At 36.7% G+C, this 20,619-nt stretch carries 16 protein-coding genes; all 16 read right to left on the minus strand.

What is annotated here, in order from left to right; all coding sequences use genetic code 11:
* Positions 1-168 precede the first annotated feature (168 nt).
* A complete protein-coding gene (locus EVI01_RS09030; protein WP_010752627.1) occupies positions 169-1,029 on the minus strand; it encodes a ketose-bisphosphate aldolase in 861 nt (286 codons plus the stop codon).
* Positions 1,029-2,462, minus strand: coding sequence for a PTS fructose transporter subunit IIC (locus EVI01_RS09035; protein WP_010752628.1), 1,434 nt, complete (start codon positions 2,460-2,462; stop codon positions 1,029-1,031). Before EVI01_RS09035 ends, EVI01_RS09030 begins: the two co-directional genes overlap by 1 nt.
* A gap of 83 nt (positions 2,463-2,545) precedes the next feature.
* Positions 2,546-2,995, minus strand: a complete 450-nt coding sequence (locus EVI01_RS09040; RefSeq protein ID WP_010752629.1) for a PTS sugar transporter subunit IIA — start codon at positions 2,993-2,995, stop codon at positions 2,546-2,548.
* A gap of 259 nt (positions 2,996-3,254) precedes the next feature.
* Entirely contained in the window at positions 3,255-5,033 is a 1,779-nt protein-coding gene (locus EVI01_RS09045) for a M60 family metallopeptidase (RefSeq protein WP_010752630.1), read from the minus strand.
* 697 nt (positions 5,034-5,730) lie between these two features.
* Entirely contained in the window at positions 5,731-7,344 is a 1,614-nt protein-coding gene (locus EVI01_RS09050) for an ABC transporter permease (protein WP_010752631.1), read from the minus strand.
* A 22-nt stretch (positions 7,345-7,366) separates the two neighbouring features.
* Positions 7,367-8,248 carry an ABC transporter ATP-binding protein gene (locus EVI01_RS09055; protein ID WP_010752632.1) on the minus strand — a complete coding sequence of 294 codons (882 nt, stop codon included), beginning with the start codon at positions 8,246-8,248 and terminating at the stop codon, positions 7,367-7,369.
* A gap of 487 nt (positions 8,249-8,735) precedes the next feature.
* Positions 8,736-8,999 (minus strand): type B 50S ribosomal protein L31, encoded by a 264-nt coding sequence (locus EVI01_RS09060; protein WP_002290330.1) that lies wholly within the window; start codon positions 8,997-8,999, stop codon positions 8,736-8,738.
* 97 nt (positions 9,000-9,096) lie between these two features.
* Positions 9,097-10,392 carry a transcription termination factor Rho gene (rho, locus tag EVI01_RS09065; RefSeq protein ID WP_010752633.1) on the minus strand — a complete coding sequence of 432 codons (1,296 nt, stop codon included), beginning with the start codon at positions 10,390-10,392 and terminating at the stop codon, positions 9,097-9,099.
* The gene (murA, locus tag EVI01_RS09070; protein ID WP_010752634.1) at positions 10,389-11,660 is read right to left on the minus strand and encodes a UDP-N-acetylglucosamine 1-carboxyvinyltransferase; all 1,272 of its coding nucleotides are present in this window, start codon (positions 11,658-11,660) and stop codon (positions 10,389-10,391) included. The genes rho and murA overlap by 4 nt, the downstream gene beginning before the upstream one ends.
* A 442-nt stretch (positions 11,661-12,102) precedes the next feature.
* Positions 12,103-12,972, minus strand: coding sequence for a class II fructose-bisphosphate aldolase (locus tag EVI01_RS09075; RefSeq protein ID WP_010752635.1), 870 nt, complete (start codon positions 12,970-12,972; stop codon positions 12,103-12,105).
* Positions 12,973-13,244: 272 nt separating this feature from the next.
* Complete coding sequence (gene pyrG / locus EVI01_RS09080) at positions 13,245-14,855, minus strand: CTP synthase (protein ID WP_010752636.1); 1,611 nt, start codon at positions 14,853-14,855, stop codon at positions 13,245-13,247.
* Positions 14,856-15,641: 786 nt separating this feature from the next.
* Complete coding sequence (gene glnA, locus EVI01_RS09085; protein WP_010752637.1) at positions 15,642-16,982, minus strand: type I glutamate--ammonia ligase; 1,341 nt, start codon at positions 16,980-16,982, stop codon at positions 15,642-15,644.
* Between the two features lie 30 nt (positions 16,983-17,012).
* A complete protein-coding gene (locus tag EVI01_RS09090; RefSeq protein ID WP_010752638.1) occupies positions 17,013-17,405 on the minus strand; it encodes a MerR family transcriptional regulator in 393 nt (130 codons plus the stop codon).
* Positions 17,406-17,590: 185 nt separating this feature from the next.
* Positions 17,591-18,823: a GTPase HflX gene (gene hflX / locus EVI01_RS09095; RefSeq protein WP_010752639.1), complete on the minus strand. Its 1,233-nt coding sequence runs from the start codon at positions 18,821-18,823 to the stop codon at positions 17,591-17,593.
* Entirely contained in the window at positions 18,813-19,739 is a 927-nt protein-coding gene (gene miaA / locus EVI01_RS09100; RefSeq protein ID WP_010752640.1) for a tRNA (adenosine(37)-N6)-dimethylallyltransferase MiaA, read from the minus strand. The genes hflX and miaA overlap by 11 nt, the downstream gene beginning before the upstream one ends.
* Positions 19,740-19,746: 7 nt before the next feature.
* Positions 19,747-20,481, minus strand: coding sequence for a glycerophosphodiester phosphodiesterase (locus tag EVI01_RS09105; protein ID WP_010752641.1), 735 nt, complete (start codon positions 20,479-20,481; stop codon positions 19,747-19,749).
* Positions 20,482-20,619 lie beyond the last annotated feature (138 nt).

Genomic DNA, 20,619 nt, shown 5'->3' on the forward strand with positions numbered 1-20,619 from the left:
TTCTTGTTTATTTTATCATAAAAAATTGATCGTTTATTCTGCTTTATCTACTCAAGAAAATCCATTGAACGCCCAAAATTCATGTTTGAGTGTTCAATGGATCAATTTTTTAGTTTTCATCTTTACTCTAATTAACAGAGCAAGATTTGACATTTTTTTAAATCATTTTTAATAGCGTTTGGCTTGATCAATTGTGTTTAAGATAGTCATCTTATGTTTGACTACTTCTTGAACCTTTTTATTGGCATATGGATAGATCATATTTGGTTCATACATTTCTGGATTTTCCGTCAGTACTTCTCTCAAAGCTTCGAAAAAGACACTCTTAAGATCTGAACTAAGGTTTACTTTGGCTACTCCATATTTAACTGCTTCACTTACTTCTTTATCAGGGTTACCTGATCCACCATGTAAAACAAAAGGGATATCGATTTTTTCATTCAATTCTTTTAATAATTCAATGTTTAATTTTGGTGTTTTATTCTTTGGATATAGTCCATGCGCTGTACCAATCGCTACTGCTAAAGTATCAATATTTGTTTCCTCAACAAAACGTTTTGCCTGATCAGGATCGGTGTAGATAATATTTTCTGCCCCTCCTTCTGCAGAACCATTATTGCCAATTGTCCCAAGTTCGGCCTCAACTGAAACATTGACTTCATGAGCAAGGGAAACAACTTCTTTTGTAATCTTCAGATTGTCTTCAAATGATTGCAATGATGCATCAATCATCACGGAAGTATAGCCATTGCGAATTGCTCGCAAGACATCACTAACTGAGCCACCATGATCCAAATGTATAACTACCGGTACTTTACTTGAATGAGCATAGGCTCTGACTGCATCAACAAATTCATCATTGAGATAAGCAATCTCATCTGGATGGATTTCCAAAATCACAGGCGCATTTAGCGCTTCCGCTTCCTCCATGATGGCCTTTAACATATCGTAACTGCAAATATTAAACGCAGGAACCGCAAATTGATTTTCTTTGGCAACTTTTAGCAACTCTTTCATCGTATATAACATTATACTTCCACCTCATTTGTCAGATTTTCTTGTTTCGCTGTTTTTACTTCTTTTGTTACTTCTTTTTCATTCACGTTTTTCTTTAATACCCCCAGTGATAGAGCCGTCATCACTGTACCAGCTAGAATCGCCAATAGATACATTGGGAGTTGATTAATCACATTTGGTATAAGCATCACCCAAACGCCACCATGAGGCGCAATAGAAGTGACACCCGCTGCCATTGAAATACCTGCTGCAGTGGCTGAACCAATCATCAAACTGGGAATCACTCTTAATGGATCGGATACAGCAAAAGGAATTGCACCTTCTGTAATGTAAGAGGCCCCTAAAACCCAGCAAGACTGTCCAGATGTTCGTTCTTCTTGCGTAAATTTCTTCTTAAATAAAAGCGTAGCTAAGGCAATGCCTAATGGCGGCGTCATCCCGGCTGCCATGCACGCAGCAATTGGTGCGTTCACTCCTGCCGACATTAATCCGATAGAAAAAGTCGATATGGATTTATTAATTGGTCCACCCATATCTGCTGCCATCATAACGCCAATAATTAGACCAAATAATAATCCAGAAGTATTTCCTAAGCTATTTAACCAACTAGTTAAAACCTCTAACAGCCATGAAATTGGTTGTTCAATCACAAAGACCATTGCCAGTCCAATGATGAGAATCGAGACAAGTGGTACTATGATCAATTGATACATCACTAAAATTTCTTTCTTGATCGTTAATTTATTTGCTAGAAAGTCAGTCACATAGCCTGCTAAAAGTCCACCAATCATCCCGCCAAGAAATCCTGAGCCACCAGTAGATGCAAGTAAGCCAGCAACAATGCCTGGTGCAAACCCTGCTTTACCTGCAATTGACGTCGCAATCCCCGCACCTAAAGCTGGAACCATCATAGCAAAAGCTGTATGTCCTCCAATTCGTGACAAAGCAGCTGCTAAAACATTATAATCCGCCGCTTCAGGATCAGAAGCTGTGATACCAAAAGCAAAGCTTAATGCAATAATAATTCCACCAGCGATAACAAACGGAAGCATATAGTTCACACCACTCATAAAGTGATTATAAAGAGTCGGTTTTTGCTTAACCATTTGCTCACTTTTCGCAGATACGTTGGAAATGGTGACTGTATCAATATGGTTTAAAGCTTCTTCAATCACTTTTTCTGGTTCTTTGATCGCTCGACTGGTCGAAACCCTTTTTACTTTCTTTCCTGAAAAACGATCCATATCAATTTCTTTATCAACTGCTAAAATAATCGCATCTGCTTCTTTAATCTCTTCCTTGGTTAACGCATTTTCTGTTTTGATTCCTTGTGTCTCAAACTTAGCATCATATCCCATATTTTCAGCCGTTACTTCAAGTTTTTCTGCCGACATATAGGTATGGGCAATACCAGTTGGACAGGCAGTTACACCAATTATTTTCATCGTTCTTCTCCCCCACTTACTTATTTCCATCAAGGTATCGCTTGATGTTTGTAACTCTCATGCTGATGTATCAGATGATTCTTTCATTCATGTTTCAAAATAGTCATTATTTCTGCTGCCGACTTCGCTCCTTTTAATTGTTGCCTAAATGTTTGATCCATTAATTTTCTTGAAAGCGCACTAAGAATTTCAAGATGACTATCTGAAGATTTTTGTGGAACCACGATAGCAAAAACGCATTCAATCGGTATGCCATCTAATCCTAGATACTCTTTTATTTTTCCACTATGAATAAAACACAACGTAGGAACTAAAACATATTTGCTTTTTGCATGAGGAATACCAAAACCATCCTCTATTCCCGTTGATACTTCTTCTTCCCGTTTATAAAATGCTTTGATGATCTTTTTTGCATTTTTTACTCTCCCAGTAGCTTCAAGTGCGTTTCCTAAACGTTCAAACAATGATTTTTTTGACCGAATTTCATCATCAAAAAGAATCAAATCTTCCGACAACAACTGACTAATATCCATTTACTCCGACCTCCCAGCTATCCTTGTTAACGCTTTCTTTATTAACTGTGGCCAGTATAGCATCGTTAGCGAAACCATTCAATCCTTTGAACGAATAACGAAAAACAATGCAAAAAATGAAAAAATCAGTCACAAAAATGATCGTTATCGTTCAAAAAAGAAGAAAAAATTAAAAATAGATAGAAATAGACGAATAAAACGCAACATATTTTGAATTACTAATCAAAATACGTTGCGCTTTATTTATATCTACTTTTTCTTATTTAAGGAGTTCCCAATCTTGCGTAATACCTGGAATTTTATTACGGTTCCACCATTTTGCACGGTATCTATGTCCTTGATACGTCACAATTTCCCCACCATTATAGACTTTACTACTTGACCATTCTTCTATTGTAGGTTCTATGATCACATTATCAAGAAGTTCCCAATCATTCGAGGTAGCTGGAACTTTATTACGGTTCCACCATTTTGCACGGTACCTATGTCCTTGATACATCACGATATCCCCAGCAACATAGTCTTTCACACTTGACCATTCTTCAATAGCGGATTCACCATTATTTTCATCATTGTTTTCATTGTTATTCTCATCGTTGTTTTCGTTGTTATTCTCGTTGTTGTTCTCATTGTTATTCTCATCATTGTTTTCGTTGTTGTTCTCATTATTGTTCTCATCATCTTGAGGAATATTTCCCACATCCCCATTCATTTCATCACGATATTCCCAAATCTTTTTGGTTAAATTCGGTAATTGTGCTAACTGTTTACTGGTATCAGCAGTGACTTCGATTCCCCATTTTTCAAAGAATGGTGCTAAGTTAGTTTGACTGATTTTTGATGCAGATAGAATAAAATATTGGCGTTTTTCTTGCTCTGTTGCCAAGTTCTTTCCTTCTTCTCGATACAATTTGTGCAAGTTAGGATAAAAATCTTCCCCAAATGCTAATTCTAATTGCCAAAACATACCAAGTTTTACGAAATCGCCTTGACGGTCAAAGTTATTTGACTGGTTATTGTTCAAGTAATTAAAGATCCTCGTATATACATTATCTTTTTCTAAACGACTGCGCTGTCCTAGTGCTTTTTGTGCCCGCATAGAAAAAATATTTACTGTCACTTCATCTAATTCCTTCCAGTCCATGCCCTCTACTTGATATGTATGTCCTAATTCATGCCAAACTCCCCATCTATCTTGATATGTTGGATCTAATAGAACTTTCATCGCTTCTTGATGGTTAAAGCCTAAATGTCTATCGGCAGCATACATATAGCTATCCTGACTACTCGTTTCTCTAAAATGCTGAATTAGACCAATTGGTTTACGGTGTAAAGAAGAACTGCCATCAATACCAGAAGTTTTATCATGAAGCGTAATCAAGTGTTCCTTCGATTCCAAAATTTTCGTTGGTTCTTTGACTAAAGCGATTGTTTTATCTGATCCAGTAATCAAAGTATTTGGTCCTACCAATTCATATCCTGGAGCATTTGGATATTTATTTAATTCATCTTGCCATTCTTTATCAGTCATTTTCCCTAAAACAAATCGAGGAATTGTGACTCCTCCACGTATTTCCACTCTTGTCGTTTGTTGTGTCACTCTTGATCCTTCATTTTGAATATGTATAATTCCTTCTTGATCTCCAGAAATGGTATTTTTACCTCTTTGAAGACGAGTACCCGATTTTCCACCCTCTTGATAATTGCTGAGTGAAATACCAGTAAGTGTATATGTTGGCAATTGTTGTGCTGATTCATCTACATAAATCTCAATCGTATCTCCTTTTCTTTTATAGATGCCAGTTGATTGATTACTACTACGCCATAAAAAAGTATCTAAAAGTTCGCTATAATCCTCAGTCCACTCACTTGGATAAATTTCCAACACAGTAGAAATGTTATCATCCCTTTGTATTTCAGTTATTTTTTCATTTCCTAAAATTGAATAGTTAGGTGTCGCTTCCACATTCAAATCATTTGAAAACATAATGATTCCTAGGGATAGTGTTCCTATAATAAATAGTTTTTTCTTCTTCATTCCAGCTCTCCTTAATCAATAGCAAATATTATTATAATTATTTTTATATTTATATCTATAAATTATAATTATATTATAATTATAACACTATAATTTAAGGGGTGCCATAAATTTTTTTTAGAAAAATCACAATTAATAAAATACGTGATAACCATTTTATAGAATTATAAATAGAACAGAAAAAAATAGAGCCATCCTAAGATGCACTCTATAAAAGACTAATCCTCTTTAAAAAATTCTCTTTACTTGTTTCTTCCGGTCATTAACACCTCATGTATTCACTTTCTAGAAATTGTTCACTATCAATTATATACAACTTTATTTAGACCACAAAAATTAACAATAACTAATTATTTAAATTTACCTTTACTTCAATAAAACTATCGTTTAACGAAAATCAACAATTCCTTTGCCTTAAAATATAATAACGATAAATAAATGGTAGGCTACCCCACTGTTAGTTTCTTTGTTGCCCTATCATCTATCAAAGTAAACTTATTTTCATTTCTTTACTAAAAGTAAAACCAATTAAAACCATGCTACCGTTGCTTTAATCATTGAGATGATGACATTTTTCTTATTCTATAACATTTGCCACGTTGAAACATTTAATAAAATCCTTTCTAAACCGACTTATTATTTTATAAAAAAACGTTTTATTCAACTTTCATCAATCTGTATGTTTTTTACTCTATTTTTAGGTACCCTCGACTAGATCACGGCGCTTGTATCCTAAGTAACCTATAAATAAGAAGCAAATACTAATTGCAGTGATCACTGAAAAAACGGTGCCATCAAACTCTTGTGCTGGCAATTGTGGGATCCAACTTTGGAGAGCGGTTTTTGAGAACCAATTGGGCAAATTCAATATCCCGCCAAAATAATTCAAGGTAAAGGAATAACCCAAGTAAATATAGATCACTTTTCCAAACTTTGGCAACCAACCTAGAGCTAAAGCAGCTAAACCAATATAAAATAAGACGGACGGTAAGAAATTGTAGCCCGCGGCTAAGAAATCAATCAGATTCATTGCTGATTTATTTTTCATCGCAATGATTGCCGCTTCTCCTAATCCCGCTGATGCTAACCCGATACCTACGATTCCAGCAAACACAGCTAAAAGGATCGTTGTCCAATATAATTGTCCCCGAGTGACTTTAGTAATATAGAGTTGATCCAGATGTCCTCTCGTTTCTTCTGCAAATAGTTTATTGACAATGACGATCGGCAGAATCGTTACCAATCCGATCATGACCATCATGATCTTTGCCGTAAAGGATTCTTCAATAGAAACACCAGATTGAGTAAACATTTGTTTCATCAATTCATTTCCACTAAGAAAGACTTGCATGTCTCCATAAATGGATCCATAAGCAACCCCCATCACGATAAATGCAACCAGCCAAGCAATCATGCTCCCTTTATTGATCTTAAAAAATAACCCAGGCACACAAAGCAGTGATTTTTTAGCCGTAGCACGACCTTCACGCTCAGGAAGATAACCCGCTCCCATATCGCGATGTCCTTCCAATACAAATGCAAGTATGATCAAGACAAGACTAAAAAATAAAGCAAATAGTAATAGCACCCAGTTGTTTTTTGTAAAAGGATAAGTCAGGTAAATCCAGCCCATTGGATTGAACATAGATAGCTTAAGATTAGATACATCCGTTGTGGCACGTATAATATATAAAATTCCTATGAGACTTAAAGACGCTCCTATTGCTCCAGCAGACGTCGCCATAATCTGCGACATCACAAGCGCTAATACACCGCCCATAATCCCAGCCAATGCGATCGATCCGCCAAACAATAAAGCGCCTTTAGCATCAAGCGTTTCTACACCAAAACTTGTCATAATTCCACCAATCAAAAGACCTAACAAAAGGTTGATCGATAGCACCTCATTGATTACAGCTAATGAATTGGCTTGTCGTCCTACTCGAAATGAACGAACCAATTCAGTCAAACCTAATTCCTCTTCTTTTCTTGTATGATTCACCACATGAATAGCTGAAATAACCATCGCAAACAAGCCGCAAAACAACAACATCTCTTGGGCATACATCGCACCCAAAGTATAATCCGCACCTAGTTTGATCGGTGTAGGCCCAACCATTGAGGTCATCGCTGGATTTTGCATTGTTTCAAACATTCCTAAAAGACCTCGGCCTTTACCAATCTCTTCAAATGCTGGGATGAACCCTCCTGAAAACAAACCCAAACCTAAAATCCAAATTATTATTTTTTTCCAATCACGTTTTACATATTGAACAAATAGTACGTTCCAACGAGCAAATTTCTCTTTCATTTTCTTTCCTCCGTTCCGACAATCAGCCTTCATAGTGACGTATGAATAAATCCTCAAGCGTTGGCGGTACAGATTCAAATTTTACAACACCTAATTTAGTAGCCTCAATCAAAATCGTATTCATCGCTTCGTTATCAGCAGAAAAAGTTGCTTTCCCGTCTTTTTGAACAAAATCATGAACGCCTGCAATCGCTGCAAGTTTTTCCACATTGCCTTTTGTCCTCAAAGTAACTGTTGAGCGAGTCAAATGGCGCAATTCATCTAATGTACCTGTCTCAACTACCACTCCCCGTCGGATGATCACAACTTTATCTGCTAATCGTTCCACTTCACTTAAAATATGTGAAGACAATAGGATCGCTTTTCCATCTTTTTTAATTTTCTCTACCTCTTCTTGGAACACTGCTTCCATCAACGGATCAAGTCCAGAAGTGGGTTCATCTAAAACATACAAGTCAGATTCAACAGAAAGGGCAGCAATTAAGCTAACTTTTTGACGATTTCCTTTAGAATAGCTTTTGGCTTTCTTCTTTGTATCCAGTTCAAAGCGTTTGATCAAATAATCACGCTTTGCTTTGTTCCCGCCACCATGAAGTTTGATAAATAGATCAATAATCTCTCCACCCGTCAGGCTACCCCAAAGAGCCACATCCCCAGGAACATAAGAAATTCGTTTATGAATTGCTAGACTATCTTTCCAAACATCTTTACCGAATATTTGGGCATCTCCTTTATCACGGTTAATGATCCCTAGCAGTGTACGGATCGTTGTCGACTTTCCTGCGCCATTTGGTCCAATAAAACCAACAACTTCACCAGCATTTACTGTGAATGAGACATCTTTCAATGCCTGAAATCTACCAAAATTTTTTTGCAATCCTTGTACCTTTACAATTTCTGTCATCGGAAATCACTCTCTTTTCTTTCAACAAGATGTTAAACCCTTCACCTAAATAAACTGCTTTTTTATGAGCTCATCTTTTTTGTATTGTTTATAAAATCCCCGCTATCCTTGACTCCAAACTAAGTTTTTTGTTGATCCAATCATATTCTTTTTTATTTTGATCGTCAATCAAAACAAGGTTGCATCTTATTCTATTATCTCTATTTATTCGTTCATTATTTTTTATAATCCCCTAGATATATTCTCCACATACATCCTAAAAGTGACTGCACAAAGTTTTTCGAAAAATCCCCAAGTTAAGACATGAATGACTTTCTATTAGACTTTGGTAGATAAAAACAGCTTAGATTCGGGGAATTTAAAGAAAGATAAAAATGAAGAAACTTTAGTAGCATTTGATAGAGAAGGACAAACGTAGGAAAGAAAACAAAAAAGCAGACCATCCGATAAAGATAGTCTGCTAAACGTTGAATGATCAGCGTTTTTCTTATTCTGCAGCATTTGCGTCTTTGAGACCGTATTTTTTGTTGAAACGGTCCACACGTCCGTCTGCTTGTGTGAATTTTTGACGTCCAGTATAGAATGGATGTGAGTCAGAAGTAACTTCGACACGGATGACTGGGTATGTATTACCGTCTTCCCATTCAACTGTTTCTTGTGAAGTTTTTGTTGAACCTGACAAGAATTTGAAACCAGTTGTTGAATCCATAAATACTACTGGATGGTAATCTGGATGGATATTTTCTTTCATGCTTTTTCGCTCCTTTGCCCTGATCCATTTGCTGCATCAGAGTTGATTTGTCGATATACAACAGTAACATCTTAACATGTTTCGGACAACGTTGCAATTATCTTTTTACATTTCTTGCTTGGTTTTTTTTACTGAAAGAAACATCTTGAAATTCTTTAAAAAATTGTTGATTATTTTTGGTTTTTCTCAAAAAACGGATCAATTGTTCTGTATATTCCAACGAATCACCCGTCATATTTTTGCGAAGCTTCCAAATCTCTTCTAATTGATCTTCTGGCATCAATAACTCTTCTTTACGTGTACCTGATTTCTTAATATCAATTGCAGGGAAAATCCGACGTTCTGCGAGATCTCGTGACAATTGCAGTTCTAAGTTCCCTGTTCCTTTAAATTCTTCATAGATGACGTCATCCATTCGGCTACCAGTATCCACTAAGGCAGTAGCTAGAATTGTCAGGCTACCACCTTCTTCGATGTTTCTCGCTGCACCGAAGAATTTTTTTGGTTTATATAAAGCCGCTGGATCAATACCTCCACTTAATGTACGTCCACTTGGCGGTACAACTAAATTATAGGCTCTGGCTAAGCGAGTAATACTATCCATTAAAATGACAACATCACGTTTATCTTCAACCAAACGCATTGCTCGTTCTAATACTAACTCTGATACTCGCGTGTGATTTTGTGGTTGCAAATCAAACGTCGATGAAACGACATCGCCTTTGACACTGCGCTCCAGATCAGTCACCTCTTCTGGACGTTCGTCAATCAAAAGAACAATTAATTCGACTTCTGGATAGTTTTCAGTAATACCATTGGCAATTTCCTTTAATACAGAGGTTTTTCCAGCTTTAGGAGGCGCTACAATTAATCCTCTCTGACCAAATCCGACTGGAGAAAAAATATCAATCATTCTTGTTGATAGTCTTTGGGACGTTGTTTCTAAACGAAGTTGTTTTTGTGGATAAAGAGGTGTCAACGCTGGAAAATGCGGGCGTTCTTTCGCTTCTTCTGGTTCTTTACCATTGACACTTTCAACATGCATTAATCCGTAATAGCGTTCCGATTCTTTTGGTGGGCGTGCTTTACCTGCAACTTTATCACCGTTTCTCAAACTGAAACGTCTGATTTGTGAAGCAGAAATATAAATATCTTCGACACTAGGACCATAATTAATGGGGCGTAAAAATCCGTAGCCATCTTGTCCGACAATATCTAAAATCCCTTCCATATAATAGAATCCTTGTTTTTCTGCTTGAGCACGAATCACGGCTAAAGACAATTCTTTTTTATTCATTTTGCTATAGTAAGGAATTTTAAATTCTTTTGCATAGCTGTAAACTTCTTTTAACGTTTTATTTTCCAGCTCTGCCATCGTTAAATAATCACTCATTCAGTTTCCACTTCCTCCACCATTTGTATTTTCGCTCCTAATGCCGTTAATTTTTCAATAATATGATCATAGCCACGTAAAATATATTCGACATTGTAAATCGTCGTTGTTCCTTCAGCCAGTAAACCGGCGATCACTAAACAAGCACCCGCTCTAAGATCAGAAGCGACGACTTCTGTTCCATGAAGTTTATTGGGACCATTTGTAATAATCAAATTTCCCTCCACTGAAATATCTGCGCCCATTCTTGCTAGTTCTGGCACATGATTGACGCGTTTGGCATAAATCGTATCAGTAATTTCAGCTGTTCCTTTTGCCATAAGTAATAAAGGCGTCAGCGGTTGCTGTAAGTCCGTTGCAAATCCAGGGTAGGGATAAGTCATCACATTTGCTGCTTTTAAATTTGTTGAAGGAAACACTTCAATTTCGTCTTCTCTAATGGTCATGTTCACGCCCATTTCTTGAAGTTTTGCAATAAAACTTTCTAAATGCTCATAGATAACATTCTTAACCTTGATTCCTTTTCCTGCAGTTGCAGCAAGTGCTAGATAGGTTCCAGCTTCAATACGATCAGGTATCATAAAGTGACGACAACCATGAAGTTTTTCCACCCCATCAATGCGAATCACATCTGTTCCAGCCCCACGGACTTTTGCTCCCATATTATTCAATAAAGTAGCGACATCAATAATCTCTGGTTCTCGTGCAGCGTTTTCAATCACCGTCTGACCTTTGGCTTTTACCGCTGCAAGCATAATATTGATTGTGGCCCCCACTGAAACCACATCCATGAAAATTCGATTTCCTTGTAAAATATGGTTTTTCGTGCGTAAATACATCGCACCATGTTCATTGTTAACAGAAGCTCCTAAAGCCTCAAATCCCTTCACATGCAAATCAATTGGTCGTGGACCAAAATAGCAGCCTCCAGGCAGTCCAACAACCGCTTCTCCGAATTTTCCAAGTAAGGTTCCCATAAAATAATAAGAAGCACGTAAACTATTGATCTTACCACTTGGCATTGGTACAGAGACGATCTCACGTGGATCGATTTCTAAGACATTCTGAGAAAAATGGATTTTTGCACCCATGATTTCTAAAATTTCAATTAACGAATGAACATCCTGAATATCAGGCACGCCTTCTAATACAACCGGAGAATCTGCTAAAATGGCTGCTGGTATTAAGGCAACTGCACTATTTTTAGCACCGCTGATCATTACTTCACCAGTTAACGGACGATTTCCTTCAATTACGATTTTTTTCATTGTTTTCCACCTTGTTATTGTTCATATTTACTACATATGTTTGTATTTTATCATAGATGAAATAAAGAAACGAGAAACAAAAAATATTTTATCTCTTTTTATGCCATTTTGAAAATATAGAATTAGCGTTTGATTACCAAAAAATAAGTAACTGCCATTTCTATGTAGGTTATTCAAATACAGTAGAATGGCTGTGTAAACAAAAAGTTCAGCTAGAAGACTCAACAACTTAGTTCTAGATCAAAAGTATTAGCTCCGTTTGATATACAAAAAAAACGAGCATCCTTTTTTATTTCTTCAAAAAACAAGAAATAAAAAAATAACTTGGCATACAATAGCTATCAAGAAGGAAGTCTACTTTATCGAAACAATAAATAATTTTTTTAAAACAAAAAACCACAAAACAGAAGTTACTCTGTTTTGTGGCATACATTCTCGGAGATTAAGCTTTGTTAGCTGAACCGAACCAATCAATGTGTTCTTCTGCATCTTTGATGATTGCAGCTTTACCTGGTGCTAATAATTTACGTGGGTCAAAACCTTTTCCTTCTTTATCTTTGCCAGCTTCGATGTATTCACGAGTTGCTTTAGCAAATGATAATTGGAATTCAGTATTTACGTTTACTTTAGAAACACCCATTGAAATTGCTTTTTGGATTTGTTCTTGAGGAATACCTGATCCACCATGTAATACTAGAGGAACATCGCTACCTACAGCATCAGCAATCGCTTGTAAGTGGTCAAAAGCAAGTCCTGCCCAGTTTTCTGGGTATTGACCGTGGATGTTACCGATACCGCAAGCTAAGTAGTCGATACCTGTAGCAACCATTTGTTTACATTCTTCGATGTCTGCTAATTCACCGCTACCGATGATTCCATCTTCTTCTCCGCCGATTGAACCAACTTCACACTCAACAGAAATTCCTTTAGCGTGAGCTTTTTCAACAACTTCTTTTGCTAATTTTAAGTTTTCTTCAAATGGCAAATGAGAACCATCAAACATAACTGAAGTATAGCCAACTTCGATACATTCCATCGCTGCATCATAGTCACCATGGTCTAAGTGAATGGCAACAGGAACAGTGATGTTCATTGATTCTACCAAATCACAAATAATATCTTTCGCAACTTTGTAGCCACCCATGTATTTAGCAGCACCCATTGAAGTTTGGATAAGTACTGGTGCTTTTTTCGCTTCAGCTGCTTCAAGGATTGCTTGCGTCCATTCTAAATTGTTTGTGTTGAATCCGCCGACAGCGTAACCGCCTTTACGAGCAGCTTTTAAAAATTCAGCTCCTGATACTACTGGCATAATAAATTCCTCCTAAGTTTTGTAAAACTAAATTTGTTAAGACTATTCTTAACCAACGACCCTATTTTACCAAACATTTCCATAGTTTTCTACTAAAATCAATGAAAATGAAAATTTTCAAGAAGTTTTTCGTAAAAAATAAGAGTAGCATCAAGAAAAAAGTTCCTTGATAACTGTTTTAACGCTATTAATTGCAGAAATAATAACAATTATCCATTTTTACAAATGATTGAAACAAACAATGATTCTCACTTTTGTTCTATGGGTTGCTTTTATTTTCCTTCGCGTTCTGCTAAAGCAGCACCAACGAATCCTTTAATTAATTTTTGTGGTCGATTTGGTCTTGAAATCAATTCTGGGTGGAATTGGCAACCTACAAAGAATTTTTTCTCAGTTAATTCAACAATTTCAACTAAACGATTGTCTGGAGAAACCCCTGAAAATACCAAGCCTTTTTCTTCAAACAATTGGCGATATTTATTATTAAATTCGTAGCGATGACGATGGCGTTCTTGTACCACGTCGGCACCATCATAGCTTTCCGCTGTTTTTGTACCTTTTTTAATTTTACATGGATAAAGACCTAAACGTAGCGTGCCACCTAAGTTCTCTACATTTTCTTGGTCAGCCATCAAGTCAATGATGTTGTTGGTTGTATCTGGGATTGTTTCTGCAGAAGCAGCATCTTCTAAACCAACGACATTGCGTGCAAATTCAACGCAAGCCATCTGCATACCTAAACAAATCCCTAAGAATGGAACGTCATTTTCACGAGCGTAACGAATCGCTTCAATTTTCCCTTCAATTCCACGATCGCCAAATCCACCAGGAACTAAGATACCGTCTGCTTCTTTCAACCGTTCGTCTACATTTTCTTTTGTCAATTCTTGCGCCTTGACCCAATCCAATTCAATATCTGCATCAAAGGCAAAACCAGAATGTTTCAATGCTTCCACTACAGAGATATAAGCGTCTGGCAACTCCACATATTTTCCAACTAAAGCAATACGTACTTTTTTCTTCAAGTTCAATACTTTTTCTTCTAATTCTTTCCATTCTTCCATATCTGCTTCTGGTGTCTTTAATTTTAGATGTTCACAAACAATTCGATCCATTCCCTGTTTTTGAAGAAGTAATGGAATAGAGTAAAGCGTATCAACGTCTGGTGATTCAATCACAGCTTCTGGCTCTACGTCACAAAATTGTGCTAATTTGTTTTTCACATTTTGTGAGACTGACTGTTCGGTACGTACAACTAAAATATTGGGTTGGATACCCAAGCCACGCAATTCTTTCACACTATGTTGCGTTGGTTTAGTTTTCATTTCTCCCGCCGCTTTTAAATAGGGAATAAGTGTTGTATGAACATACATTACATTATCAGCACCCACATCTGCTTTCATTTGACGTAGTGCTTCTAAGAATGGCAAAGATTCAATATCTCCCACTGTTCCACCTACTTCAGTGATAATGATGTCTGAATCCGTCATTTTTGCTGCACGCATGATTTTTTCTTTGATTTCATTCGTAATATGTGGGATGACTTGGACTGTTGCTCCCAAATATTCGCCCTTTCGTTCTTTACGAAGTACTTCAGAATAAATTTTTCCTGTGGTAACGTTGGAGTATTTGTTCAAATTGATGTCAATGAAGCGTTCGTAATGACCTAAATCTAAATCCGTTTCAGCCCCATCATCAGTTACAAAAACTTCGCCATGTTGATAAGGACTCATCGTTCCTGGGTCTACGTTAATGTAGGGATCAAATTTTTGGATAGTTACTTTTAAGCCACGATTCTTCAACAAACGACCTAAAGAAGCTGCAACGATCCCTTTACCAATCGATGAAACTACGCCGCCCGTCACAAAAATGTATTTTGTCATAAGTTCAAAAACTCCTTCTTAATTTATCTTCAGGAAAAGTCTCAGAAAACAAACAAAGCTCCCTATTCTATCTAGAATAGGGAGCCAAAATTTCTGTAAACTTCTGCCCCTTCAAAAGGGTGCCCAATGAGTATACTACAAGCTAATTTAAAGAAAGTCAAGCACCTAATGCAAACAATCCGCTGGTATTTTTTATGGAAAAAGAAAGTGGCTGTATAAACGTCGCTCAGCATTTCGCAGTTTATAATTTTTTTGTATTATAGGAAAAATTTTAAGAAAAATTTCTAACAGAAAAATTATATACTAGTTTTAGAGAATGATTTTATTACACAATCCAACCAGTTATTTGTGATTCAGAATAACACAACATCATCCGTTTCTCATTCTCTAGAGGTTGTGACAGAGCCACTTAACTCGAAATAGTAAGGAAACACCAGAACAAATGGCTATTATTTGTTCTAATTTTGGCTTATTACTGAAGAGTTGGCTCTGGAACACCTTGAACATGGTTATGACAGAAGGTTTTTGACTGATTGTCGAAGGACATCTTCTAGAACACTTTGTTTATTCCATTTTTAAAGTTTTGAGACAAACTTTATGTCTCACTTTTATTCCTATGTATAGGCAAATAATTTTTACTTCATCCTCCCATCGATAAAAAAATACATAAAAAAAACAAAGCCATTTGCGTATCTCATCCTGTTACATACGCAAATGGCTTTTAAATAAGACTATTTCTATCGAATTAGCTATGATAAGTTTTTATTGTACTAATTTCTTTGTTGATTAGTACAACTCTAAATATTGTTCTCTTTCCCATTCAGATACAGTTTGTCTAAATGCTGCCCATTCTAAGCGCTTGGCTTCCACAAAGTTAGAATAGATATGAGACCCTAAAGCATCAATCATTACTTCGTCTTTTCTTAATTCTTTGATTGCATTATGGATCGTTGATGGAAGATCTTGAATGTTTGCTGCTTCGCGTTCTTCTTCATTCATCACGTAAATATTACGATCGACAGCAGCTGGTGGTGTTATTTCATTACGAATCCCATCTAAACCTGCCTGTAACAATACTGCCATTGCAAGATATGGATTAGCTGATGGATCAACAGAACGTAATTCTAAACGTGTAGACAACCCACGAGATTCTGGAACACGAACTAAAGGTGAACGATTACGGCCACTCCAAGCAACGTAAACAGGTGCTTCATAACCTGGGACTAAACGTTTGTATGAGTTGACTGTTGGATTACATACTGCAGTATAAGCACGGGCATGTTTTAATAAACCACCTAAGAAATGATAAGCTGTTTGGCTAAGTTCTAAAGCGCCCTCTTTGTCGTAAAAGACATTTCCTTCTTCGTTGAATAATGACATATTACAATGCATCCCTGAGCCATTGATTCCAAATAATGGTTTAGGCATGAAAGTTGCGTGTAGACCATGTTTACGGGCAATTGTTTTAACAACTAATTTAAATGTTTGAATATTATCACAAGCGTCCACAACATCTGCGTATTTAAAGTCAATTTCATGCTGACCTGGAGCAACTTCATGGTGAGAAGCTTCTACTTCAAACCCTAAGCTTTCCAACTCTAGTACGATATCACGACGGCAGTTTTCGCCTAAATCAGTAGGAGCAAAATCAAAATAACCACCTTTATCATTTAGGTTTGTTGTAATCTCCCCATCTTCATCCAATTTAAATAAGAAAAATTCTGGTTCTGGACCTAAATTGAAAGAAGTAAAGCCAAGGTCACGCATATCTTTGATCGCGCGTTTCAAGTTTCCACGTGGATCTCCAGCAAATGGTGTACCATCTGGATTATAAATATCGCAAATCAAACGAGCAACTTTGCCATGATCGCTTTCCCATGGGAAGATCATCCATGTTGAAAGATCAGGATACAAATACATATCACTTTCTTCAATACGAACAAATCCTTCAATTGAAGAGCCATCGAACATCATTTTGTTTTCAAGTACTTTATCAATTTGACTAACGGGTACTTCAACATTTTTAATTGTTCCTAAGATATCTGTGAACATCAATCTTAAAAATCGAACGTTCTCTTCTTCAATGATTCGTTTAATTTCATCGCCTGTTAGTTGTTTCTTTACCATGGTATCCCTCTTTCTTTTTGGTTATGTCATTCAGTCAAAGAATTGTCTTTGCATTCCTTGAGACTGATAATGCTCTGTTTTATTTAGCCCACCTTGTGCCAATATTTCATCCCGAAAAATTTGGCGAACGTCATGGTCAGTCAGCGGTTTTTTGCTTTTTTCTTCCTGTTTTTTTGCTTGAGCCATTTCATAAACTCGTTTGATACCAGCCATGTTTAACCCGTCAGAAAGATAATCTTTGATTTCCAACAATAAATCAATGTCGTTTAACGAATACATTCGTCGATTGCCTTCGCTTCTTTCTGGATGAACAAAATCTTGTTCTTCATAATAGCGAATTTGTCGTGCGGATAAATCAGTCAACTTCATCACTGTACCAATTGGAAATACAGACATTGAACGGCGCAATTCCTTTTCTCCCATCAGACGTCCCCTTTCGTTTAACAAGTTGGATAAAGTATACCAATCACAAAAACACTTGTCAACGACATATGTAAGGTTTTCTAACATGAAATTCTATTTTTTTCATAAAAAAACATGTCCATCTAAAAAAAGATGACTAAAAAACTATAAATAAAAGATATTATTACTTTAAAAAAACAAAAAAATTATTTTTCTAACCATCTAGAAGATCTCTTCGCAAATCCGTTCACTTCATAGCCGTTTTTTTCTTCAACAAACCGTTCCTTTAATACGAGCGTTTGTCGGCGTAATGCACTTAAGGATTGCCCATCCTCACTTGAAACAAAAAGAACATATGGCTCCATTAATTCCATCAATTGTCGCTTGATAGCTGAAACTAACTGGTCTTTACCACTATCACTTTGAGCAGAAATCAAGACATTAGGAAAAAGTGAAGGTGTAAACATCGCAGGGTCAATTTGATCCGCTTTATTGTAAACAATTAACACGGGTATTTCTTTCATTTTCAGTTCTTCCATTAACTGTAAGACTGTTTGCTCTTGTAAAATACGGTCTGGTGAACTAGCATCCACTACATGTAACAATAAGTCCATTGATTGACTTTCTTCCAAAGTAGAATGAAAAGCATCAATTAACTGGGTAGGTAAATCTTGGATGAAGCCTACTGTATCCGTTACTGTCATTTCAAACCCTTCTGCAAAATGCCATTTTTTTGTCAATGGGTCAAGTGTCGCAAACAACTGATCTTTAGAATACGTATCAGCCTGTGTTAATAGGTTAAGAATAGTTGATTTTCCTGCATTTGTATAGCCGATTAAGCCAATTTGAAAAATTTCACTTGTTTGTCTTTTTTGTCGATTTCTTGCTCGATGGGCTTCTACGGCTTTCAATTCACGTTTTACTCCTAAGATTTTATTACGGATATGCCGACGATCCGTTTCCAGTTTTGTTTCCCCTGGTCCTCTTGTTCCAATTCCACCACCTAATCTTGACAATGCTTTTCCCTGACCAGCTAAACGGGGTAAAAGATATTCCAGTTGTGCTAATTCAACTTGTAGCTTTCCTTCTTTTGAACGCGCGCGCATGGCAAAAATATCTAAGATTAATTGGACACGGTCAATGATAGGGATTCCCACCGCTTCTGATACTAACTGGCTCTGCCTAGGGGTCATTTCATGATTGAAGATAATCAAATCTGCTTCATAAGCATCTGCTTGTTGAATGAGTTCTTGCAGCTTTCCTTTTCCGATAATCGTTTGGCGATCTATTTGCGGTCTTTTTTGTGTCAATGTATAGACCACTTCCCCTGAAGCTGTGCTTGTTAATTGTCTTAGTTCCAACATCGATTCTTTGAAATAACGTTGATTTTTTTCTGTTTCCACCCCAACAATGATCACTTTTTCTTTTTTATTTATCATTTTTCCCCTCCAGCCACATTTTAATCAATTGCTCCACTTGTGCCTTACTACTAGGATCGTCTAACAAGTCAAACCATTGCGCATCTAACCGATTGCGAAACCAAGTGAGTTGCCGTTTGGCATATCGTCTTGAATTTTGTTTTAGCTGTTCAATTGCTGACTCAAGTGATTCCTCCCCTTTAAAATAGGGATAAAATTCTTTATAGCCAATTCCTTGACTCGCTTGAACATCTCCCAGTTCATAAACAAAACGCGCTTCTTCTACCAAGCCTTCTTTGAGCATTATGTCCACTCGTTGATTGATCCGTTGATACAAATAAGTTCTCTTCGTATTTAAGCCAATCATGCAATAATCATAAAGACGGGTGGGCTCTTCTTTCGGAGAAACAATGCTGTAGCCTGTTGTTTCAAAAACTTCTAACGCACGAATGACTTTTCGTTGATTATTCCAATGGATTTTTTCAGCCGCCAATGGATCACGTTCTTTTAAATAAGACCAAAGTTGTTTTTTACTGATGGTTTCCGCTAATTCTTCGTATTTTTGACGAATAGCTGTAACTGCTGGTTCTTTTGCACCTAAGTGATAATCGTAAAGCAAAGATTGAATATATAACCCTGTCCCGCCTACAACAATTGGCAAATGTCCTCGATTCGTAATCTCAGTAATCAACTTTCTACCAGCTTTTTGAAAATCTGCCACAGAATAATTTCGACCTGGTTCAATGACATCAATCAAATGATGAGGAATTCCTTTCATTTCAGCTGTTTTTATTTTAGCAGTGCCGATATCCAATTTTTTATAAACTTGAAGTGAATCGCCACTGATGATTTCACCTTGAAATTTATTAGCCAATTCCACACTAAGAGCTGTTTTTCCTACTGCTGTAGGGCCCACTATTACTAATACTTTTTCCATTGTCATCCTACTTTTTCATTGTTTGTTTGATTCGTAATGCTTTTTCTGGAAAGTCAGTGATGAAAGCCGTCATTTGCTGATTAAAGCATTGCCTCATTTGATCTTCCTCATTGACTGTCCAACATCTGATTGCTTTTGGGAATGATTCTAGTGACGTTACATGTTCAAAGTACCAATCGACTCTAGGATGAATCCCTTCTATACTAGGTGTATTTTCTGCTAAAAGCACTTTTTTGTGTGAAGTACTTAAAAGAAGATCTAATTGTGCCGTTGGTTCGATTTTTGCGAGTCGCTCCAACGATTGGATATTAAAACTGCAATACGCATGATGAAAAGGCCAATCGGATTCTTTTAATAAGTTGACTACTTTTTCTTCAATGCCGACATAGTCATATTTATCCGTCTTTATTTCAATCATCAACGTTCCACGGTAGTTCATTTCCAAAAGAAGATGGACGACTTCTTTTAATGTTGGCACTTTTGTTGCATGAAAATCACTATTAAACCAGCTTCCTGCATTTAATTTCTTTAGTTGCGCCAATGTTTTTTCCCTGACAAGCCCATGGCCATTTGTTGTCCGATCCACTTCCTCATCATGTATCACTATGATTTGTTCATCTTTTGACAAATGCACATCTAATTCAATGCCATCCACTCCTTGCCTGACCGCCTCAGCAAATGCCGGCAATGTGTTTTCTGGATGGGTACCACTGCTCCCTCGATGGGCAAAAATTTGAACCATTTCCTCACCACTTTCAATTCACTTTATTGTAACATATGAAAAAGGTTGTGAAAAAGCTGTTCAACTTCATAAGATGCCAATGATAAAGATCAAATGACCAACTGTGTTTCCACTTTTAAGCAACTTGTGACTTCGTTT

Origin of the sequence: Enterococcus villorum (genome assembly GCF_007990225.1) — a bacterium.
GTDB lineage: Bacteria > Bacillota > Bacilli > Lactobacillales > Enterococcaceae > Enterococcus_B > Enterococcus_B villorum.